The sequence below is a fragment of the Nocardioides rubriscoriae genome (assembly GCF_008087085.1).
In the GTDB taxonomy this organism is placed as follows: domain Bacteria; phylum Actinomycetota; class Actinomycetes; order Propionibacteriales; family Nocardioidaceae; genus Nocardioides; species Nocardioides rubriscoriae.
This window is the reverse complement of record NZ_VIYJ01000001.1, coordinates 551,874-564,683: the sequence shown is the minus strand read 5'-3', so window position 1 is coordinate 564,683 and position 12,810 is coordinate 551,874. Positions and strand designations below refer to the sequence as shown.

At 73.3% G+C, this 12,810-nt stretch carries 13 protein-coding genes; 10 read left to right on the top strand and 3 right to left on the bottom strand.

Features of this window, described 5'->3' with window-relative positions; genetic code table 11:
- Positions 1-101: 101 nt before the first annotated feature.
- The gene (locus tag FZC61_RS02730) at positions 102-1,394 is read right to left on the bottom strand and encodes a choice-of-anchor P family protein (RefSeq protein ID WP_148612199.1); all 1,293 of its coding nucleotides are present in this window, start codon (positions 1,392-1,394) and stop codon (positions 102-104) included.
- Positions 1,395-1,680: 286 nt separating this feature from the next.
- Here FZC61_RS02730 and hutH point away from each other — a divergent pair, with 286 nt between their 5' ends.
- From hutH to FZC61_RS02695, 7 genes are read left to right on the top strand one after another with little or no spacing between them, the layout of a single operon-like run.
- Positions 1,681-3,228, top strand: coding sequence for a histidine ammonia-lyase (gene hutH / locus FZC61_RS02725; RefSeq protein WP_148612197.1), 1,548 nt, complete (start codon positions 1,681-1,683; stop codon positions 3,226-3,228).
- Positions 3,225-4,901, top strand: coding sequence for a urocanate hydratase (gene hutU / locus FZC61_RS02720; RefSeq protein ID WP_148612195.1), 1,677 nt, complete (start codon positions 3,225-3,227; stop codon positions 4,899-4,901). Before hutH ends, hutU begins: the two co-directional genes overlap by 4 nt.
- Positions 4,894-5,268, top strand: a complete 375-nt coding sequence (locus tag FZC61_RS02715; protein ID WP_148612560.1) for a TOBE domain-containing protein — start codon at positions 4,894-4,896, stop codon at positions 5,266-5,268. Before hutU ends, FZC61_RS02715 begins: the two co-directional genes overlap by 8 nt.
- Before the next feature lie 48 nt (positions 5,269-5,316).
- On the top strand, positions 5,317-6,075 hold the full coding sequence (gene modA / locus FZC61_RS02710; RefSeq protein WP_211357048.1) for a molybdate ABC transporter substrate-binding protein: 759 nt from the start codon (positions 5,317-5,319) through the stop codon (positions 6,073-6,075).
- Between the two features lie 21 nt (positions 6,076-6,096).
- Positions 6,097-6,885: an ABC transporter permease gene (locus FZC61_RS02705; protein WP_148612191.1), complete on the top strand. Its 789-nt coding sequence runs from the start codon at positions 6,097-6,099 to the stop codon at positions 6,883-6,885.
- Positions 6,882-7,928, top strand: a complete 1,047-nt coding sequence (locus FZC61_RS02700; protein WP_148612189.1) for a sulfate/molybdate ABC transporter ATP-binding protein — start codon at positions 6,882-6,884, stop codon at positions 7,926-7,928. Before FZC61_RS02705 ends, FZC61_RS02700 begins: the two co-directional genes overlap by 4 nt.
- Before the next feature lie 27 nt (positions 7,929-7,955).
- Positions 7,956-8,966: a M48 family metallopeptidase gene (locus FZC61_RS02695; protein ID WP_148612188.1), complete on the top strand. Its 1,011-nt coding sequence runs from the start codon at positions 7,956-7,958 to the stop codon at positions 8,964-8,966.
- A 16-nt stretch (positions 8,967-8,982) separates the two neighbouring features.
- On the opposite strand, the gene FZC61_RS02690 is transcribed toward FZC61_RS02695, so the two are convergent.
- Positions 8,983-9,756 (bottom strand): hypothetical protein, encoded by a 774-nt coding sequence (locus FZC61_RS02690; protein WP_148612187.1) that lies wholly within the window; start codon positions 9,754-9,756, stop codon positions 8,983-8,985.
- A 60-nt stretch (positions 9,757-9,816) separates the two neighbouring features.
- Between FZC61_RS02690 and FZC61_RS02685 the strand changes: the two genes are divergently transcribed.
- A complete protein-coding gene (locus tag FZC61_RS02685) occupies positions 9,817-10,728 on the top strand; it encodes an amidohydrolase family protein (protein WP_148612185.1) in 912 nt (303 codons plus the stop codon).
- On the top strand, positions 10,725-11,258 hold the full coding sequence (locus FZC61_RS02680) for a cysteine dioxygenase (RefSeq protein WP_148612183.1): 534 nt from the start codon (positions 10,725-10,727) through the stop codon (positions 11,256-11,258). The genes FZC61_RS02685 and FZC61_RS02680 overlap by 4 nt, the downstream gene beginning before the upstream one ends.
- Positions 11,259-11,277: 19 nt before the next feature.
- Here the strand turns inward: FZC61_RS02680 and FZC61_RS02675 are convergent, their stop codons facing one another.
- A complete protein-coding gene (locus tag FZC61_RS02675) occupies positions 11,278-11,820 on the bottom strand; it encodes a Uma2 family endonuclease (protein ID WP_246142478.1) in 543 nt (180 codons plus the stop codon).
- Between the two features lie 104 nt (positions 11,821-11,924).
- On the opposite strand from FZC61_RS02675, the gene FZC61_RS02670 reads away from it, so the two are divergent.
- On the top strand, positions 11,925-12,788 hold the full coding sequence (locus FZC61_RS02670; protein WP_148612179.1) for a patatin-like phospholipase family protein: 864 nt from the start codon (positions 11,925-11,927) through the stop codon (positions 12,786-12,788).
- The last annotated feature ends 22 nt before the right edge of the window (positions 12,789-12,810 follow it).

Genomic DNA, 12,810 nt, shown 5'->3' with positions numbered 1-12,810 from the left:
AGGGTCGGGCACCGACCGTCGTGGGAGAACGACGACCGCCCGCCTCCTGCGACGAGGAGACGGGCGGCGCGTGCGTGGTGCGTGAGCGCGGGGCGCTGGCGTCAGCTGCCGGCCTTGACCCCGGGACGGATGCCGAGCTGGGCGACGCCCAGGTCGAGCACCGCGCCGGTGCCGTCGAGCAGCGTGATGCGCAGGCCGATGACCTTCAGACCGTTCTTGGTCCTGATCTCGATGCGGTCCTGCAGCTTGACCAGGCCCGGGATCTCCAGCGAGCCGATCGCCGGGATCTGGTAGCTCTGGCCGTCGATGATGATCTCCAGGACGGTGCTGCCCTTGCTGTTGCGCGTGATGACGCCGCGCTCGCGCTTGACGTTGGCGACACCGAGGATGCCGTTGACCTCGACGCGTCCGCCGAGCAGCGAGACCTGGGCGACGCGGCCCGCGACGGTGCCCTTGGCGACGCGGGCGAAGTTGCGGGCGTTGACGCCGGAGGCGACGCCCTTGAGGTCGCCGAGGTCGCCGAGGCCGACGCCGGCGATGTCCTTGCCCTCGTCGACCCCGTCGGTGCCCGGGCACGGGACGATGGTGAGCGGGGTGCGGCCGACCTTGAGGTTGTCGGCGAGGCCGCGAGCCTCGACGCCGGCGGCGTAGCCCTTGAAGACGCCGTGCCGGATGCCGCCCTGGATCGCGGCGTTGGTCTGGGCGACCCGGACCCGGGTGCCGAGCGGGATCACGCTGACGTCGACGACGTTGGCGCTGACGCGCGCGAAGTCGCGGGTGACCTTTTTGTTGGACTTGCCGAGCGAGATCGTGGCGATGCCGGGGACGGTGAGGGTCTGGCCCGGGGCCGGGATCGCGAGCTCCTGGACCGGCGCCCCGGCCGCCTTCAGCACGATGCGGGCGATGTCGTTGTGCACCGACGTGCCGTAGCGGCCGTCCTTGTTGAAGGCCTGGCTCAACGAGGTGACGCCCTGGAGCTCGAGGCTGCCGAGCGCGGAGCTCCCGATGATGACGCGGGCGATCGAGTGCTTCGAGTAGGACGAGACGGTGTTGCCCAACTTCGCGGTCCAGACCCGGGTGTGCACCCCCTCGACCTTGCCGAGACCGGGGATGGTCTGCTCGGCGACGTAGTTGTTGAGGTCGGTGCCCGCGACGTTGGTGCAGCCGATGCGCTGGTAAGCGGTGTCGCGGGAGTTGGCCGGCACCGAGCCGCCGTCGACCCGGCTGCCGTAGGCCGAGCTCGACAGGGCGAACTTGGTGCGGACCTTCTGCGCGGCAGCGGCCTTGGCCGAGCCGGCGGAGGACTGACCGAGCGGGATCGCTGCGGTGGAGGTCGGAAGCTGGCTGAAGCAGAGTGCGGCAGCAGCGACGGCGACGGGGAGTACGCGACGCATGGATTGCTCCTAGGGGGAGGGAGCGTCCGCTGGGGGAGCGAACGAAATGGGGGGACTGGGGGTTGCCCCGGTACCCGAGCCACCTGGGGCGATGTGGTGGTCCAGACCGGTCGGGACCGTTCCGGACGTCGTGCTGTGGTGCGTCCGATCTGCCACGTGAGCCCACATGCCAGGCCGATCGGATACCCGGAGGGTACGCCGAAAACAGCGGGGTCCGGGGTTTCTGGCCCCATCTGGGACACGACCCACCTGTCGGGGTGAGAGACGTCGGGCGTTGACTGGGGCCATGTCCCCCTCTCAGACGGTCGTCGTCGGCACCGGTCCGGTCACCGAGGACGACGTGGTCGCCGTGGCCCGGCACGGTGCGTCCGTCGTGCTCGCGACGAGTGCCCGCGAGGCGATCGGACGGGCGCGGGCGGTGGTCGACGACCTCGCCGCCGGCCCCACCCCGGCGTACGGCGTCTCGACCGGGTTCGGCGCGCTGGCCACCCGGCACATCGCGCCGGAGCTGCGCGACCGGCTGCAGCGCTCGTTGGTCCGCTCGCACGCCGCCGGCTCCGGTCCCGAGGTCGAGCGCGAGGTCGTGCGCGCCCTGATGCTGCTACGCCTGTCGACGCTCGCCACGGGACGCACCGGGGTGCGACCGGCGACCGCGCAACTGCTGGCCGACCTGCTCGCCCACGGCATCACGCCGGTGGTGCACGAGCACGGCTCGCTCGGGTGCTCCGGCGACCTCGCGCCGCTGGCCCACTGCGCGCTCGCCCTGATCGGCGAGGGCCCGGTGCGCGACGCGAGCGGCGCCCTGACCGACGCGAGCACCGCTCTCGCGGCGGCCGGCCTGGCACCGGTCGAGCTCGGGCCCAAGGAGGGCCTGGCGCTGATCAACGGCACCGACGGGATGCTGGGGATGCTCGTCCTCGCGCTGCACGACCTGCGCCGGTTGTTGCGTACCGCCGACGTCGCGGCCGCGATGTCGGTCGAGGGGCTGCTCGGCACCGACCGGGTCTTCGCCGCCGAGCTGCAGGCGTTGCGCCCCCACCCCGGACAGGCCGCCTCGGCCGCCAACCTGGTGCGGCTGCTGGCGGGCTCCGGGGTCGTCGCGTCCCACCGCGGACCCGACTGCAACCGGGTGCAGGACGCCTACTCGTTGCGGTGCGCGCCGCAGGTGCACGGTGCGGCGCGCGACACCGTCGACCACGCCGCACTGGTCGCCGGTCGCGAGCTCGCCTCGGCGATCGACAACCCGGTGGTGGTGGAGGACCGGGTCGAGAGCAACGGCAACTTCCACGGGGCGCCGGTCGGCTACGTGCTCGACTTCCTGGCCGTCGTCGCGGCCGACGTCGCCTCGATGAGCGAGCGGCGTACGGACCGGTTCCTCGACCAGGCCCGCAACCACGGGCTGCCGCCGTTCCTCGCCGACGACCCCGGGGTCGACAGCGGGCTGATGATCGCGCAGTACACCCAGGCCGCGATCGTCTCGGAGCTCAAGCGGCTCGCCGTGCCGGCGTCGGTCGACTCCATCCCCTCCAGTGCGATGCAGGAGGACCACGTGTCGATGGGGTGGTCGGCCGCCCGCAAGCTGCGCACGGCCGTCGACGGGCTCACGCGGGTCGTCGCGGTCGAGGTGCTGACCGCGGCCCGGGGCCTCGAGCTGCGAGCGCCGCTCACGCCCTCGCCGGCGACGGGTGCGGTCCTGCGGCTGCTGCGCGAGGCTGGGGTGCAGGGCCCCGGCCCCGACCGGCACCTGGCTCCCGAGATCGAGACCGTGGTCCAGCTCGTCGCCGACGGCGCCGTCGTCGGTGCCGTCGAAGCAGTGATCGGAGAACTCCAGTGAACGACAGGCTCCCCATCCGTGCGGCCCGCGGCACCGACCTCACCGCCCGCTCGTGGCAGACCGAGGCGCCGCTGCGGATGCTGATGAACAACCTGGACCCCGACAACGCCGAGCGGCCCGAGGACCTCGTGGTCTACGGCGGTACCGGCAAGGCCGCGCGCGACTGGCCGTCGTACGACGCCCTGGTGCGCACGCTGACGACGCTCGGCGACGACGAGACCATGCTGGTGCAGTCGGGCCGGCCCGTCGGCGTCATGCGCACGCACCCCTGGGCACCCCGCGTGCTGATCGCCAACTCCAACCTGGTCGGCGACTGGGCCAACTGGGAGGAGTTCCGCCGGCTCGAGGACCTCGGGCTGACGATGTACGGGCAGATGACCGCCGGCTCCTGGATCTACATCGGCACCCAGGGCATCCTCCAGGGCACGTTCGAGACCTTCGCGGCCGTTGCCGACAAGCGGTTCGGCGGCACGCTGGCCGGCACCATCACGCTGACCGCCGGCCTCGGTGGCATGGGTGGCGCCCAGCCCCTGGCCGTCACCATGAACGACGGCGTCTGCATCTGCGTCGACGTCGACCAGGCGCGCATCACCCGTCGCATCGCCCACCGCTACCTCGACGAGCAGGCCGACTCCGTCGACGACGCCGTACGCCGCGCGGTGGCGGCGCGCGACGGGCGCCGGCCGCTGTCGATCGGGCTGCTCGGCAACGCCGCCGAGGTCTTCCCGCTGCTGCTCGAGCAGGGGGCCCCGATCGACGTCGTCACCGACCAGACCTCGGCCCACGACCCCCTGTCCTACCTGCCGATCGGGGTCTCGGTCGGCGACTGGAAGGACGCCGCCGACCGCGACCCCGCCGGGTTCACCAAGCACGCGCAGGCCTCGATGGCCGCGCACGTGCGGGCGATGGTCGGGTTCCAGGACGCCGGTGCCGAGGTCTTCGACTACGGCAACTCGATCCGCGACGAGGCCCGCAAGGGCGGCTACGACCGGGCCTTCGACTTCCCGGGGTTCGTGCCGGCCTACATCCGCCCGCTGTTCTGCGAGGGCAGGGGCCCGTTCCGCTGGGCCGCGCTGTCCGGCGACCCCGCCGACATCGCCGCCACCGACCGGGCGATCCTCGAGCTCTTCCCCGACAACCAGCGGCTGAGGAAGTGGATCACCATGGCCCAGGAGCGGGTGCAGTTCCAGGGCCTGCCCGCACGGATCTGCTGGCTGGGCTACGGCGAGCGCCACCTCGCGGGCCTGCGCTTCAACGAGATGGTGGCCTCCGGCGAGCTCACGGCGCCGATCGTGATCGGTCGCGACCACCTCGACTGCGGGTCGGTCGCCTCGCCCTACCGCGAGACCGAGGCGATGCTCGACGGCTCCGACGCGATCGCCGACTGGGCCGTGCTCAACGCCCTGGTCAACACCGCGTCCGGTGCCACGTGGGTGTCGTTCCACCACGGCGGCGGGGTCGGCATGGGCCGCTCGCTGCACGCGGGCCAGGTCTGCGTGGCCGACGGCACGGCGCTGGCCGCCGAGAAGCTCGAGCGCGTGCTCACCAACGACCCCGGCATGGGCGTGGTCCGCCACGTCGACGCGGGCTACGAGCGTGCGGCCCAGGTGGCGGCCGAGCGCGGCGTACGGGTGCCCATGCGCGAGGGTCGTGCGGGTGACGCCGATGCCTGACTACCTGCGGATCGGCGAGGTGGCCTCGGCCCTCGGAGTCAGCGTCGACACCCTGCGCCGATGGGAGGTCGACGGCCGGGTCGAGTTCGAGCGCCAGCGCAACCAGCGGGTGCTGCGCGCCGACAAGCTCGCCGACCTCCTGCGGGTGCACGCCGCGAGCCCGCGCACCAGCAGTGCGCGCAACCGGATGACCGGCATCGTGGTGTCGGTCAAGAAGGACGCGGTGATGGCGCAGGTCGAGATGGCCTGCGGCGACTACCGGATCGTGTCGCTGATGAGTCGCGAGGCCGCCGACGACCTCGGGCTCGAGCCGGGCTCGCCGGCGACCGCGGTGGTCAAGGCGACGACGGTGATCATCGAGGCCTGACCCGGGCGGACTATACCTAGGAAGTGCCTAGGTGGCAGGATGGTGACCATGCTCTCGCGCCGACTGCTCCCAGCCCTTGTCCTCGCGCTCCTGGCGCCGGTCCTCGTCGCGTGCGGCGGTGACGACGACGGTGACACCACCCTCACCGTCTACGCCGCGGCCTCGCTGAAGAAGACCTTCGAGCAGCTCAAGGCCGACTTCGAGGAGACGCACGACGGCGTGACCGTCGAGCTCGTCCTCGGCGGTTCCTCCGACCTGGTCAGCCAGATCCAGGGCGGCGCCGGCGCCGACGTCTTCGCCTCGGCCGACACCGCCAACATGGACAAGCTCGTCGGGTCCGACGACCAGGGCCAGGACCCCCAGGACTTCGCCACCAACACCCTCGAGATCGCCACCCCGCCGGACAACCCGGCCGGCGTCGCCACGCTGCAGGACCTCGCGGGGCCCGACGTCGACCTCGTGCTCTGCGCGCCCGAGGTGCCGTGCGGGGCCGCGGCCCAGAAGGTCGCCGACGCCGCCGGCCTCACCTTCGACCCGGTCAGCGAGGAGCAGTCGGTGACCGACGTGCTCGGCAAGATCACCTCGGGCCAGGCCGACGCCGGCCTCGTCTACGTCACCGACGTGCTCGCCGCCGGAGACACGGTCAAGGGCATCGAGTTCCCCGAGTCGTCCTCGGCGGTCAACACCTACCCCATCACCACGGTCAAGGGCAGCGACCACGCCGACCTCGCCGGTGAGTTCGTCGACCTCGTGCTCAGCGACAAGGGCCAGAAGGTGCTCGCCGACGCGGGGTTCGGTGCGCCGTAGGAGCCGGATAGGTTCTGGCGCGTGAGCGGTGCGCGTGCGGTCGGGCTGCCACGGTGGGTCCTGGTGCCGGCGCTGGTCGGCGCGCTGTTCGTGCTGCTGCCCCTGGTGGCGATCGTCGCGCAGGTCGACTGGAGCAACTTCTGGGGGCTGATCACCTCGGAGTCCTCGCGCACGGCGCTGCTGCTGAGCCTGCGCACGTCGACCGCGAGCACCGTGGTGTGCGTGCTGATCGGGGTGCCGATGGCGCTGGTCCTGGCGCGCACCAGCTTTCCGGGTCAGGGGGTCGTGCGGTCGTTGGTGCTGCTGCCCCTGGTGCTGCCGCCGGTGGTCGGCGGGCTGGCCCTGCTCTACACGTTCGGCAAGCGGGGGCTGATCGGGCAGTCGATCGAGGTGGTCGGCACGACCGTGGCGTTCTCGACGCTCGCGGTCGTGATGGCGCAGGTGTTCGTGGCGCTGCCGTTCCTCGTGGTCAGCCTCGAGGGGGCGCTGCGCACGGCGGGGGAGCGCTACGAGGTCGTGGCGGCCTCGCTCGGCGCACGCCCCACGACCGTGCTGCTCCGCGTCACGCTGCCGCTGGCGCTGCCGGGACTGGTGTCCGGGGCGGTGCTCGCGTTCGCCCGCTCGCTCGGGGAGTTCGGTGCGACGGTCACCTTCGCCGGCAGCAGGGAGGGCGTCACCCGCACCCTGCCGCTCGAGATCTACCTGCAGCGCGAGACCGACCCCGACGCCGCGATCGCGCTCGCCCTCGTGCTCGTCGTCGTCGCGGTGCTGGTCATCGGACTGGCCCGCACGGGGCGGACCGCGCTGTGACCCTGTCGTTCACCGCCACCGTGCCCGACCGTGGGGTCGAGGTGGCCTTCGACGTCGCCGACGGCGAGACCGTCGCGCTGCTCGGTCCCAACGGCGCCGGCAAGTCGACCGTGCTCTCGGTCGTGGCGGGCCTGCTGTGCCCGACCAGCGGTCACGTCGAGCTCGCCGGCCGCACCCTGTACGACGCCGCAGCGCGGGTCGACCTCGCACCGCACCGCCGGCGGGTCGCGCTGCTGGCCCAGGAGCCGCTGCTCTTCCCCCATCTGACGGTGCTCGACAACGTCGCGTTCGGGCCCCGCAGCGCGGGTGCCTCCCGGGCCGGGGCGCGCGCCCGCGCCCAGGGGTGGCTCGACGAGGTCGGGGTCGGTGACCTGGGCGGACGCCGTCCGGCGCAGCTCTCGGGTGGTCAGGCGCAGCGCGCGGCCGTGGCCCGGGCCCTGGCCGCCGAGCCCGACCTGCTGCTGCTCGACGAGCCGATGGCGGCGCTCGACGTCGCGGTGACGCCGGCCCTGCGCCAGACCCTGCGCCGGGTGCTGGCCGACCGCACCTGCGTCGTGGTCACCCACGACGCGCTCGACGCGCTGCTGCTGGCCGACCGGGTGCTGGTGGTCGAGGGAGGCCGGGTCGTCGAGACCGGGCCGACCCGGGAAGTGCTGACCCGGCCGCGCAGCGCCTTCGCCGCCCGCCTTGCCGGGCTCAACCTCGTCGTCGGCCGCTGGTCCGAGGCCGCGCTGCGGCTCGACGACGGCAGCACGTTGTCGGGCCTGGTCGTGGGCGAGCAGCCCGTCGACGGCGAGCCGGTGGTCGCGGTGTTCCGCCCGACCGCGGTCGCGGTCTACCGCAGCGCGCCGCACGGCAGCCCCCGCAACGTCGTACCCGTCACGGTGACGACCGTCGAGCAGCTCGGTGACCTCGTGCGCATCCGCGCGGGCGACCTGAGCGCCGACGTCACCCTGCCGGCGGCGGCCGAGCTCGAGCTCGTGCCGGGCTCCGCGGCGTACTTCAGCGTCAAGGCCACCGAGGTCGAGGTCTACCCGGCGTGACACCTCGTCCCCACCTACAGTGACCGCGTGACGACGCAGCCGACCCGTTCGCGGGTGACCCTGAGCGGCATCAGCTCCCGTGCCTGGGAGCACCCGGCCGACCGTGGCGCGCTGGTCGCGCTGCGCCGGCTCAAGGGCTTCGACACCGTCCTCAAGGCGGTCTCGGGCCTGGTCAACGAGCGCACCACCCGGCTGCTGCTGCTGGGCACGATGGTGCGCGTCGACGAGCGGCAGTTCCCGACGCTGCACTACCTGCTGCGTGACGCGGCCCGGGTCCTGGACGCCGAGGAGGTCCCCGAGATGTTCGTGCGGGCCGACCCGACCCTCAACGCGCTCACCGTCGGGCTCGGCAAGCCGATCATCGTGCTCAGCTCGGCGCTGGTCGACCTGCTCGAGGAGGACGAGCTGCGCTTCGTCGTGGGCCACGAGCTCGGCCACGCCCTCAGCGGCCACGCCGTCTACCGCACGCTGCTCGACCGCCTGCTCAACCTCACCGGGGTGCTCGGCTCGATCCCGCTCGGAGGGCTGGGCGTCCGCGCGATCGTCGCCGCGCTGTACGAGTGGTCGCGCAAGTCGGAGCTCTCCGCCGACCGGGCCGGCCTGCTCGCCACGCAGGACCCCGCGGCCGCGATCCGCGCGCACATGCAGCTGGCCAGCGGCGGCCTCATGGGCGAGCTCGACCTGGCGACGTTCATGGAGCAGGGGCGCGAGTACCTCGACAGCGGCGACCTGCGCGACTCCGTCATCAAGCTGCTGCTCGTCGAGCGCACCACTCACCCGTTCGCCGTCGTGCGCGCGGCCGAGCTGCGGCGCTGGGTCGACTCGGGTGACTACGCCGCCGTCCTCGGCGGCGCCTACCCGCGTCGCGCCGACGACGCCGACGCCAAGGTCAGCGAGGCCGCCAAGGACGCGGCCACGTCGTACGCCGAGGTGTTCGCGGCATCGCAGGACGCGCTCGGCAAGCTGGTCCACGACGTCGCCGGGGTCGCCGGCAGCATGAAGCTCTGGCTCGACGAGCGGATCCGTCGCGGCGGGTAGCGGGTCGGTGGGGGTCTCAGCGCCCCCAGCGCTTCTTGCGCCGGGGCGGCTCGACGGTCCACAGGGTGGGGACGTCGACGACGAGGTAGCACAGGCCGGCGACCGTGCTGCCGGTCCGGGGGGCGTCGGGGTGCTCCGACCCGGCGAGGCAGACGGTGGCCTCGAAGCCGACGGTGCGGACCCGGGCGACGTGGAAGACCTGGCCGGTGACGCCGTGGGTGTGCGTGTCGGCCGCGATCACGGTGCCGGCGAGGAACGCCGTCGGCTCGGGGTCGCCCTCGGTGGCGAACTGGCCGTAGGACACGAACGACTCAGCACCCCACCGGGTCGGCGCCTGGCCCGGCTCGGGGGTGCCCAGGACGCTGTCGTCGGAGGCGGCGAACGCGGCAGCGTCGGCGTGCACCGTCATCTCGATGCCCAGCGCCACGACCGACCCGCGCAGCGGCCCGCCGACGACCCCGGTCAGGTGGCGGTGCTGCTCGAGGTCGACCGCCATCCTCGTGACGACCTCGCCGGTGTCGTCGCGCACGTCGGCCTGCACGACCGCGCCGAGCGGGCCGAGGTCGGCCAGCTGGGCACCGGGGCGCGCGTCGTACGACGGTACGAGGTCGATCGTGTCGCCGTCCTGGTCGAGGGCGACGACGACCCGCGCGCCGCTCGCGTCGGTGTAGCGCACCGACTCGACGCCGCCGATGCGGCCGACCAGCGAGGACGGCATCGCGGAGAGGTGGAGGTTGAGGGTGTCGAGGCTGTCGACGTCGAGTCCGATGCACGCGAGGGTGGACGCCATGACCGACACGCTAGTGGGCCGTGTTAACAAGACTAAGTTGATCGAGTTATAGTGATCGGCATGCCACGCGTCGACGTCCACCAGCACGCGTGGCCGGACGCCCTCGTCGAGGAGCTCAGGCGACGGTCCCGCACGCCGCGGATCGTCGATGACCGCCTGCTCCTCGACGGGGAGCCCGCGTTCGCCCTGGCGCCCGACGACGGCGTCCTCGACGGCCTCGACGACCGGCGGACCCTCGACGCCGCCGACGGCATCGACCTGGCCCTGCTGGCGCTCTCGAGCCCGCTCGGCATCGAGACCCTCGCCCCCGACGAGGCCGCGCCGCTGCTGGCCGCCTGGCACGGCACCGCCGCCGACCTCGGACCCGGTCACGGGCTGTGGGCCGCGGTCGGCCTCGTCGAGCCCGACCTCGACGCACTGCGCGCCACCTTGTCCGAGCCCGCGGTGCGCGGCCTGCAGGTGCCGGCCACCGCCCTGCTCGACCCGACCGCGCTCGAGCGGCTCGCGCCGGTGCTCGCGGTCGTCGAGGCCGCCGGCCGCCCCGTGCTGGTCCACCCCGGCCCGGCCCCCGCGGCGCCGACGGCCGACCTCCCCGGCTGGTGGCCGGCGCTGACGTCGTACACCGCGCAGCTGACCAGTGCGTGGTTCGCCTGGCACGTCGCCGGCCGGGCGCTGCTGCCCGACCTGCGGGTCTGCTTCGTCGCCCTGGCCGGGCTCGCGCCCCTGCACCACGAGCGGCTCGCGGCCCGCGGCGGCCTCTTGGGCGCGATCGACCGCCACGTCTACTACGACACCTCGTCCTACGGACCGCGCGCGGTCGACGCCGTGGTCCGGGTGGTGGGCGTCGACCCGCTCGTCCACGGCTCCGACCGGCCCTACGCCGAGCCGCGCGACCCCGGCCTGGGCGAGGCCTTCTCGCACTCCCTGTTCGTGTCCAACCCCCACCACCTGCTCAACGGAGGCACCCGATGACGCTCGCTCCTTCCCCGGCGACGACCATCCTGACCCGCGACGACCTGCCATCCCTGCCCGGTCGCGCACTGACCTCGCGCGAGCTGCGCGCCTGGGTCCGCGCGCTGGCGGCACGCCCCGACCTGTGGGAGCAGCACGTCCACCACGACCCCGCGAGCGGCCGCCACTACGTCTCGCTCTACCGCGACGCCGACATCGACGTCTGGCTGCTGTGCTGGAACCTCGAGGACGACACCGGCTGGCACGACCACGACACCTCCTCCGGCGCCGTCGCCGTCACCCGCGGCGCCGTCACCGAGAGCCGACCCCGCCTGGGCGGCGCGGCCCAGGTCAAGACCGTCCGGGCCGGCCGCACGCTCGCGTTCGGTCCCGACCACATCCACCGGATGGGTGGCGCCGTCGACGGCTCGGTCTCCCTGCACGCCTACTCGCCCCCGCTGTGGCGGATGGGCCAGTACGCCGTCAGCGACTCCGGCGTGATGCGCCGCTTCTCGGTGTCCTACGCCGACGAGCTGCGCCCGCTGTCCTGACGGGCCGGGTCGGTCGACGTCAGCCGACGAGGGCGGCGGGGACGATCGTGACGTCGTACGGCGCGGACGCGGTCCACGACTCGCTGCCGCTCACGTCGGCGACCTGCACGTAGTCGCCGTCGACCAGCTCCCAGGCGGTCAACCGCCGCTCCACGGGGTCGACGACCCAGTACGACGCAGCGCCGGCCTGCTCGAACCGTGCCCTCTTGAGGTTGAGGTCGATCAGCCGGGTGCTGGGCGAGAGGATCTCCACGGCGAGCAGGGGGGCGCCCGGCAGGTTCGCCGCCGTGAACTGGGCGCGTGGGGCGACGACGAGGTCGGGTTGGAGCTGGGTGCGGTCATCCAGGACGACGTCGAGCGGTGCGGCCAACAGCTCGAGGTGAGGCGGGCAGGCTGCGGCCAGGACGAGCGTGAGTCGCAGCGAGGCTCGCTGGTGTGCGACCGACGGAGCAGCGCTCACGAGGAGGGTTCCGTCGAGCAGCTCGTAGCGCCACCCGTCGTCGGGGAAGCCGTCCAGGTCAGCAACGGTCAACCCTCTGCCGGCCCTCGGCATCGTCGTCATGGCCTCCATGGTGCCCCACCTCCGGATCCATCGTCATGGTCTGATCCTGGTCGAACCGGGACACCGCCCGCGGTCGTCCTCCACAGGCCCGGCACACTGACCCGGTGAGCGAGCGAGCATTGGTCCTGGGCGGCGGCGGTATCACGGGGATCGCCTGGGAGACCGGGCTCCTGGCCGGACTGGCCGAGGCGGGGGTCGACCTCACGACCGCCGACCGGGTGGTCGGCACGTCGGCGGGCTCCATCGTGGGGGCGCAGATCACCTCCGACATCGGGCTCGAAGAGCTCTACCGGCGCCAGCTGCTCTCGCCCGCCGAGCTGGGCGACACCGCCCCGCTGGCCTCGATCGGGCCGTCGGTGGCCCTGCGCTTCGCCGCGGCGCTGCTGCGGGCCCGCGGCGACGTCGAGCGGTTCGGTCGGATCCTCGGCCGGCAGTCGCTGGCGCTGAGCGCCAAGGGTCGGACGCCGACCGTCGCCGAGCGCTACCAGCAGGTGGCCCAGCGCATCGGTGGCCTCCAATGGCCCGACCGCGACCTCGTGGTCACCGCGGTCGACGCCGCGACCGGCGAGCTCGCCGCCTTCGGGCCTCGTGGACCGTTCCCCGACGTGTCACTCGAGGACGCCGTCAACGCGTCGTGCGCGGTGCCCTGCGTCTACCCGCCGATCCCGGTCGGTGGCCGGGTCCTCATCGACGGCGGAGTCAGGTCCGGCGCCAACGCCGACCTCGCGGCCGGCTGCGACCCGGTCGTCGTCCTAGCCCCGCTCGACCGCTCGGTCGGGCTGATCCGCAGTGCGGCCCAGCAGCTCACCGAGCTCGGCGTACGCCACGTCGTGATCACCCCCGACGCCACCTCGCTGCGCGCGATCGGCAAGAACGTCCTCGATCCCGCCGCCCGCCCGCCCTCGGCGCGCGCCGGTCGGGCCCAGGCCGCCGCGCACGTCGATGAGCTGCGCGCGCTCTGGGGCTGACCCGGATCGGGTCGTCCGCCCC

Bases quoted from the DNA above. Each gene is read 5' to 3' on its own strand.
- FZC61_RS02730 (WP_148612199.1), bottom strand. From the start codon at position 1,394: ATGCGTCGCGTACTCCCCGTCGCCGTCGCTGCTGCCGCACTCTGCTTC.
- hutH (WP_148612197.1), top strand. From the start codon at position 1,681: ATGTCCCCCTCTCAGACGGTCGTCGTCGGCACCGGTCCGGTCACCGAG.
- FZC61_RS02715 (WP_148612560.1), top strand. From the start codon at position 4,894: ATGCCTGACTACCTGCGGATCGGCGAGGTGGCCTCGGCCCTCGGAGTC.
- modA (WP_211357048.1), top strand. From the start codon at position 5,317: ATGCTCTCGCGCCGACTGCTCCCAGCCCTTGTCCTCGCGCTCCTGGCG.
- FZC61_RS02690 (WP_148612187.1), bottom strand. From the start codon at position 9,756: ATGGCGTCCACCCTCGCGTGCATCGGACTCGACGTCGACAGCCTCGAC.
- FZC61_RS02685 (WP_148612185.1), top strand. From the start codon at position 9,817: ATGCCACGCGTCGACGTCCACCAGCACGCGTGGCCGGACGCCCTCGTC.
- FZC61_RS02680 (WP_148612183.1), top strand. From the start codon at position 10,725: ATGACGCTCGCTCCTTCCCCGGCGACGACCATCCTGACCCGCGACGAC.
- FZC61_RS02675 (WP_246142478.1), bottom strand. From the start codon at position 11,820: ATGACGACGATGCCGAGGGCCGGCAGAGGGTTGACCGTTGCTGACCTG.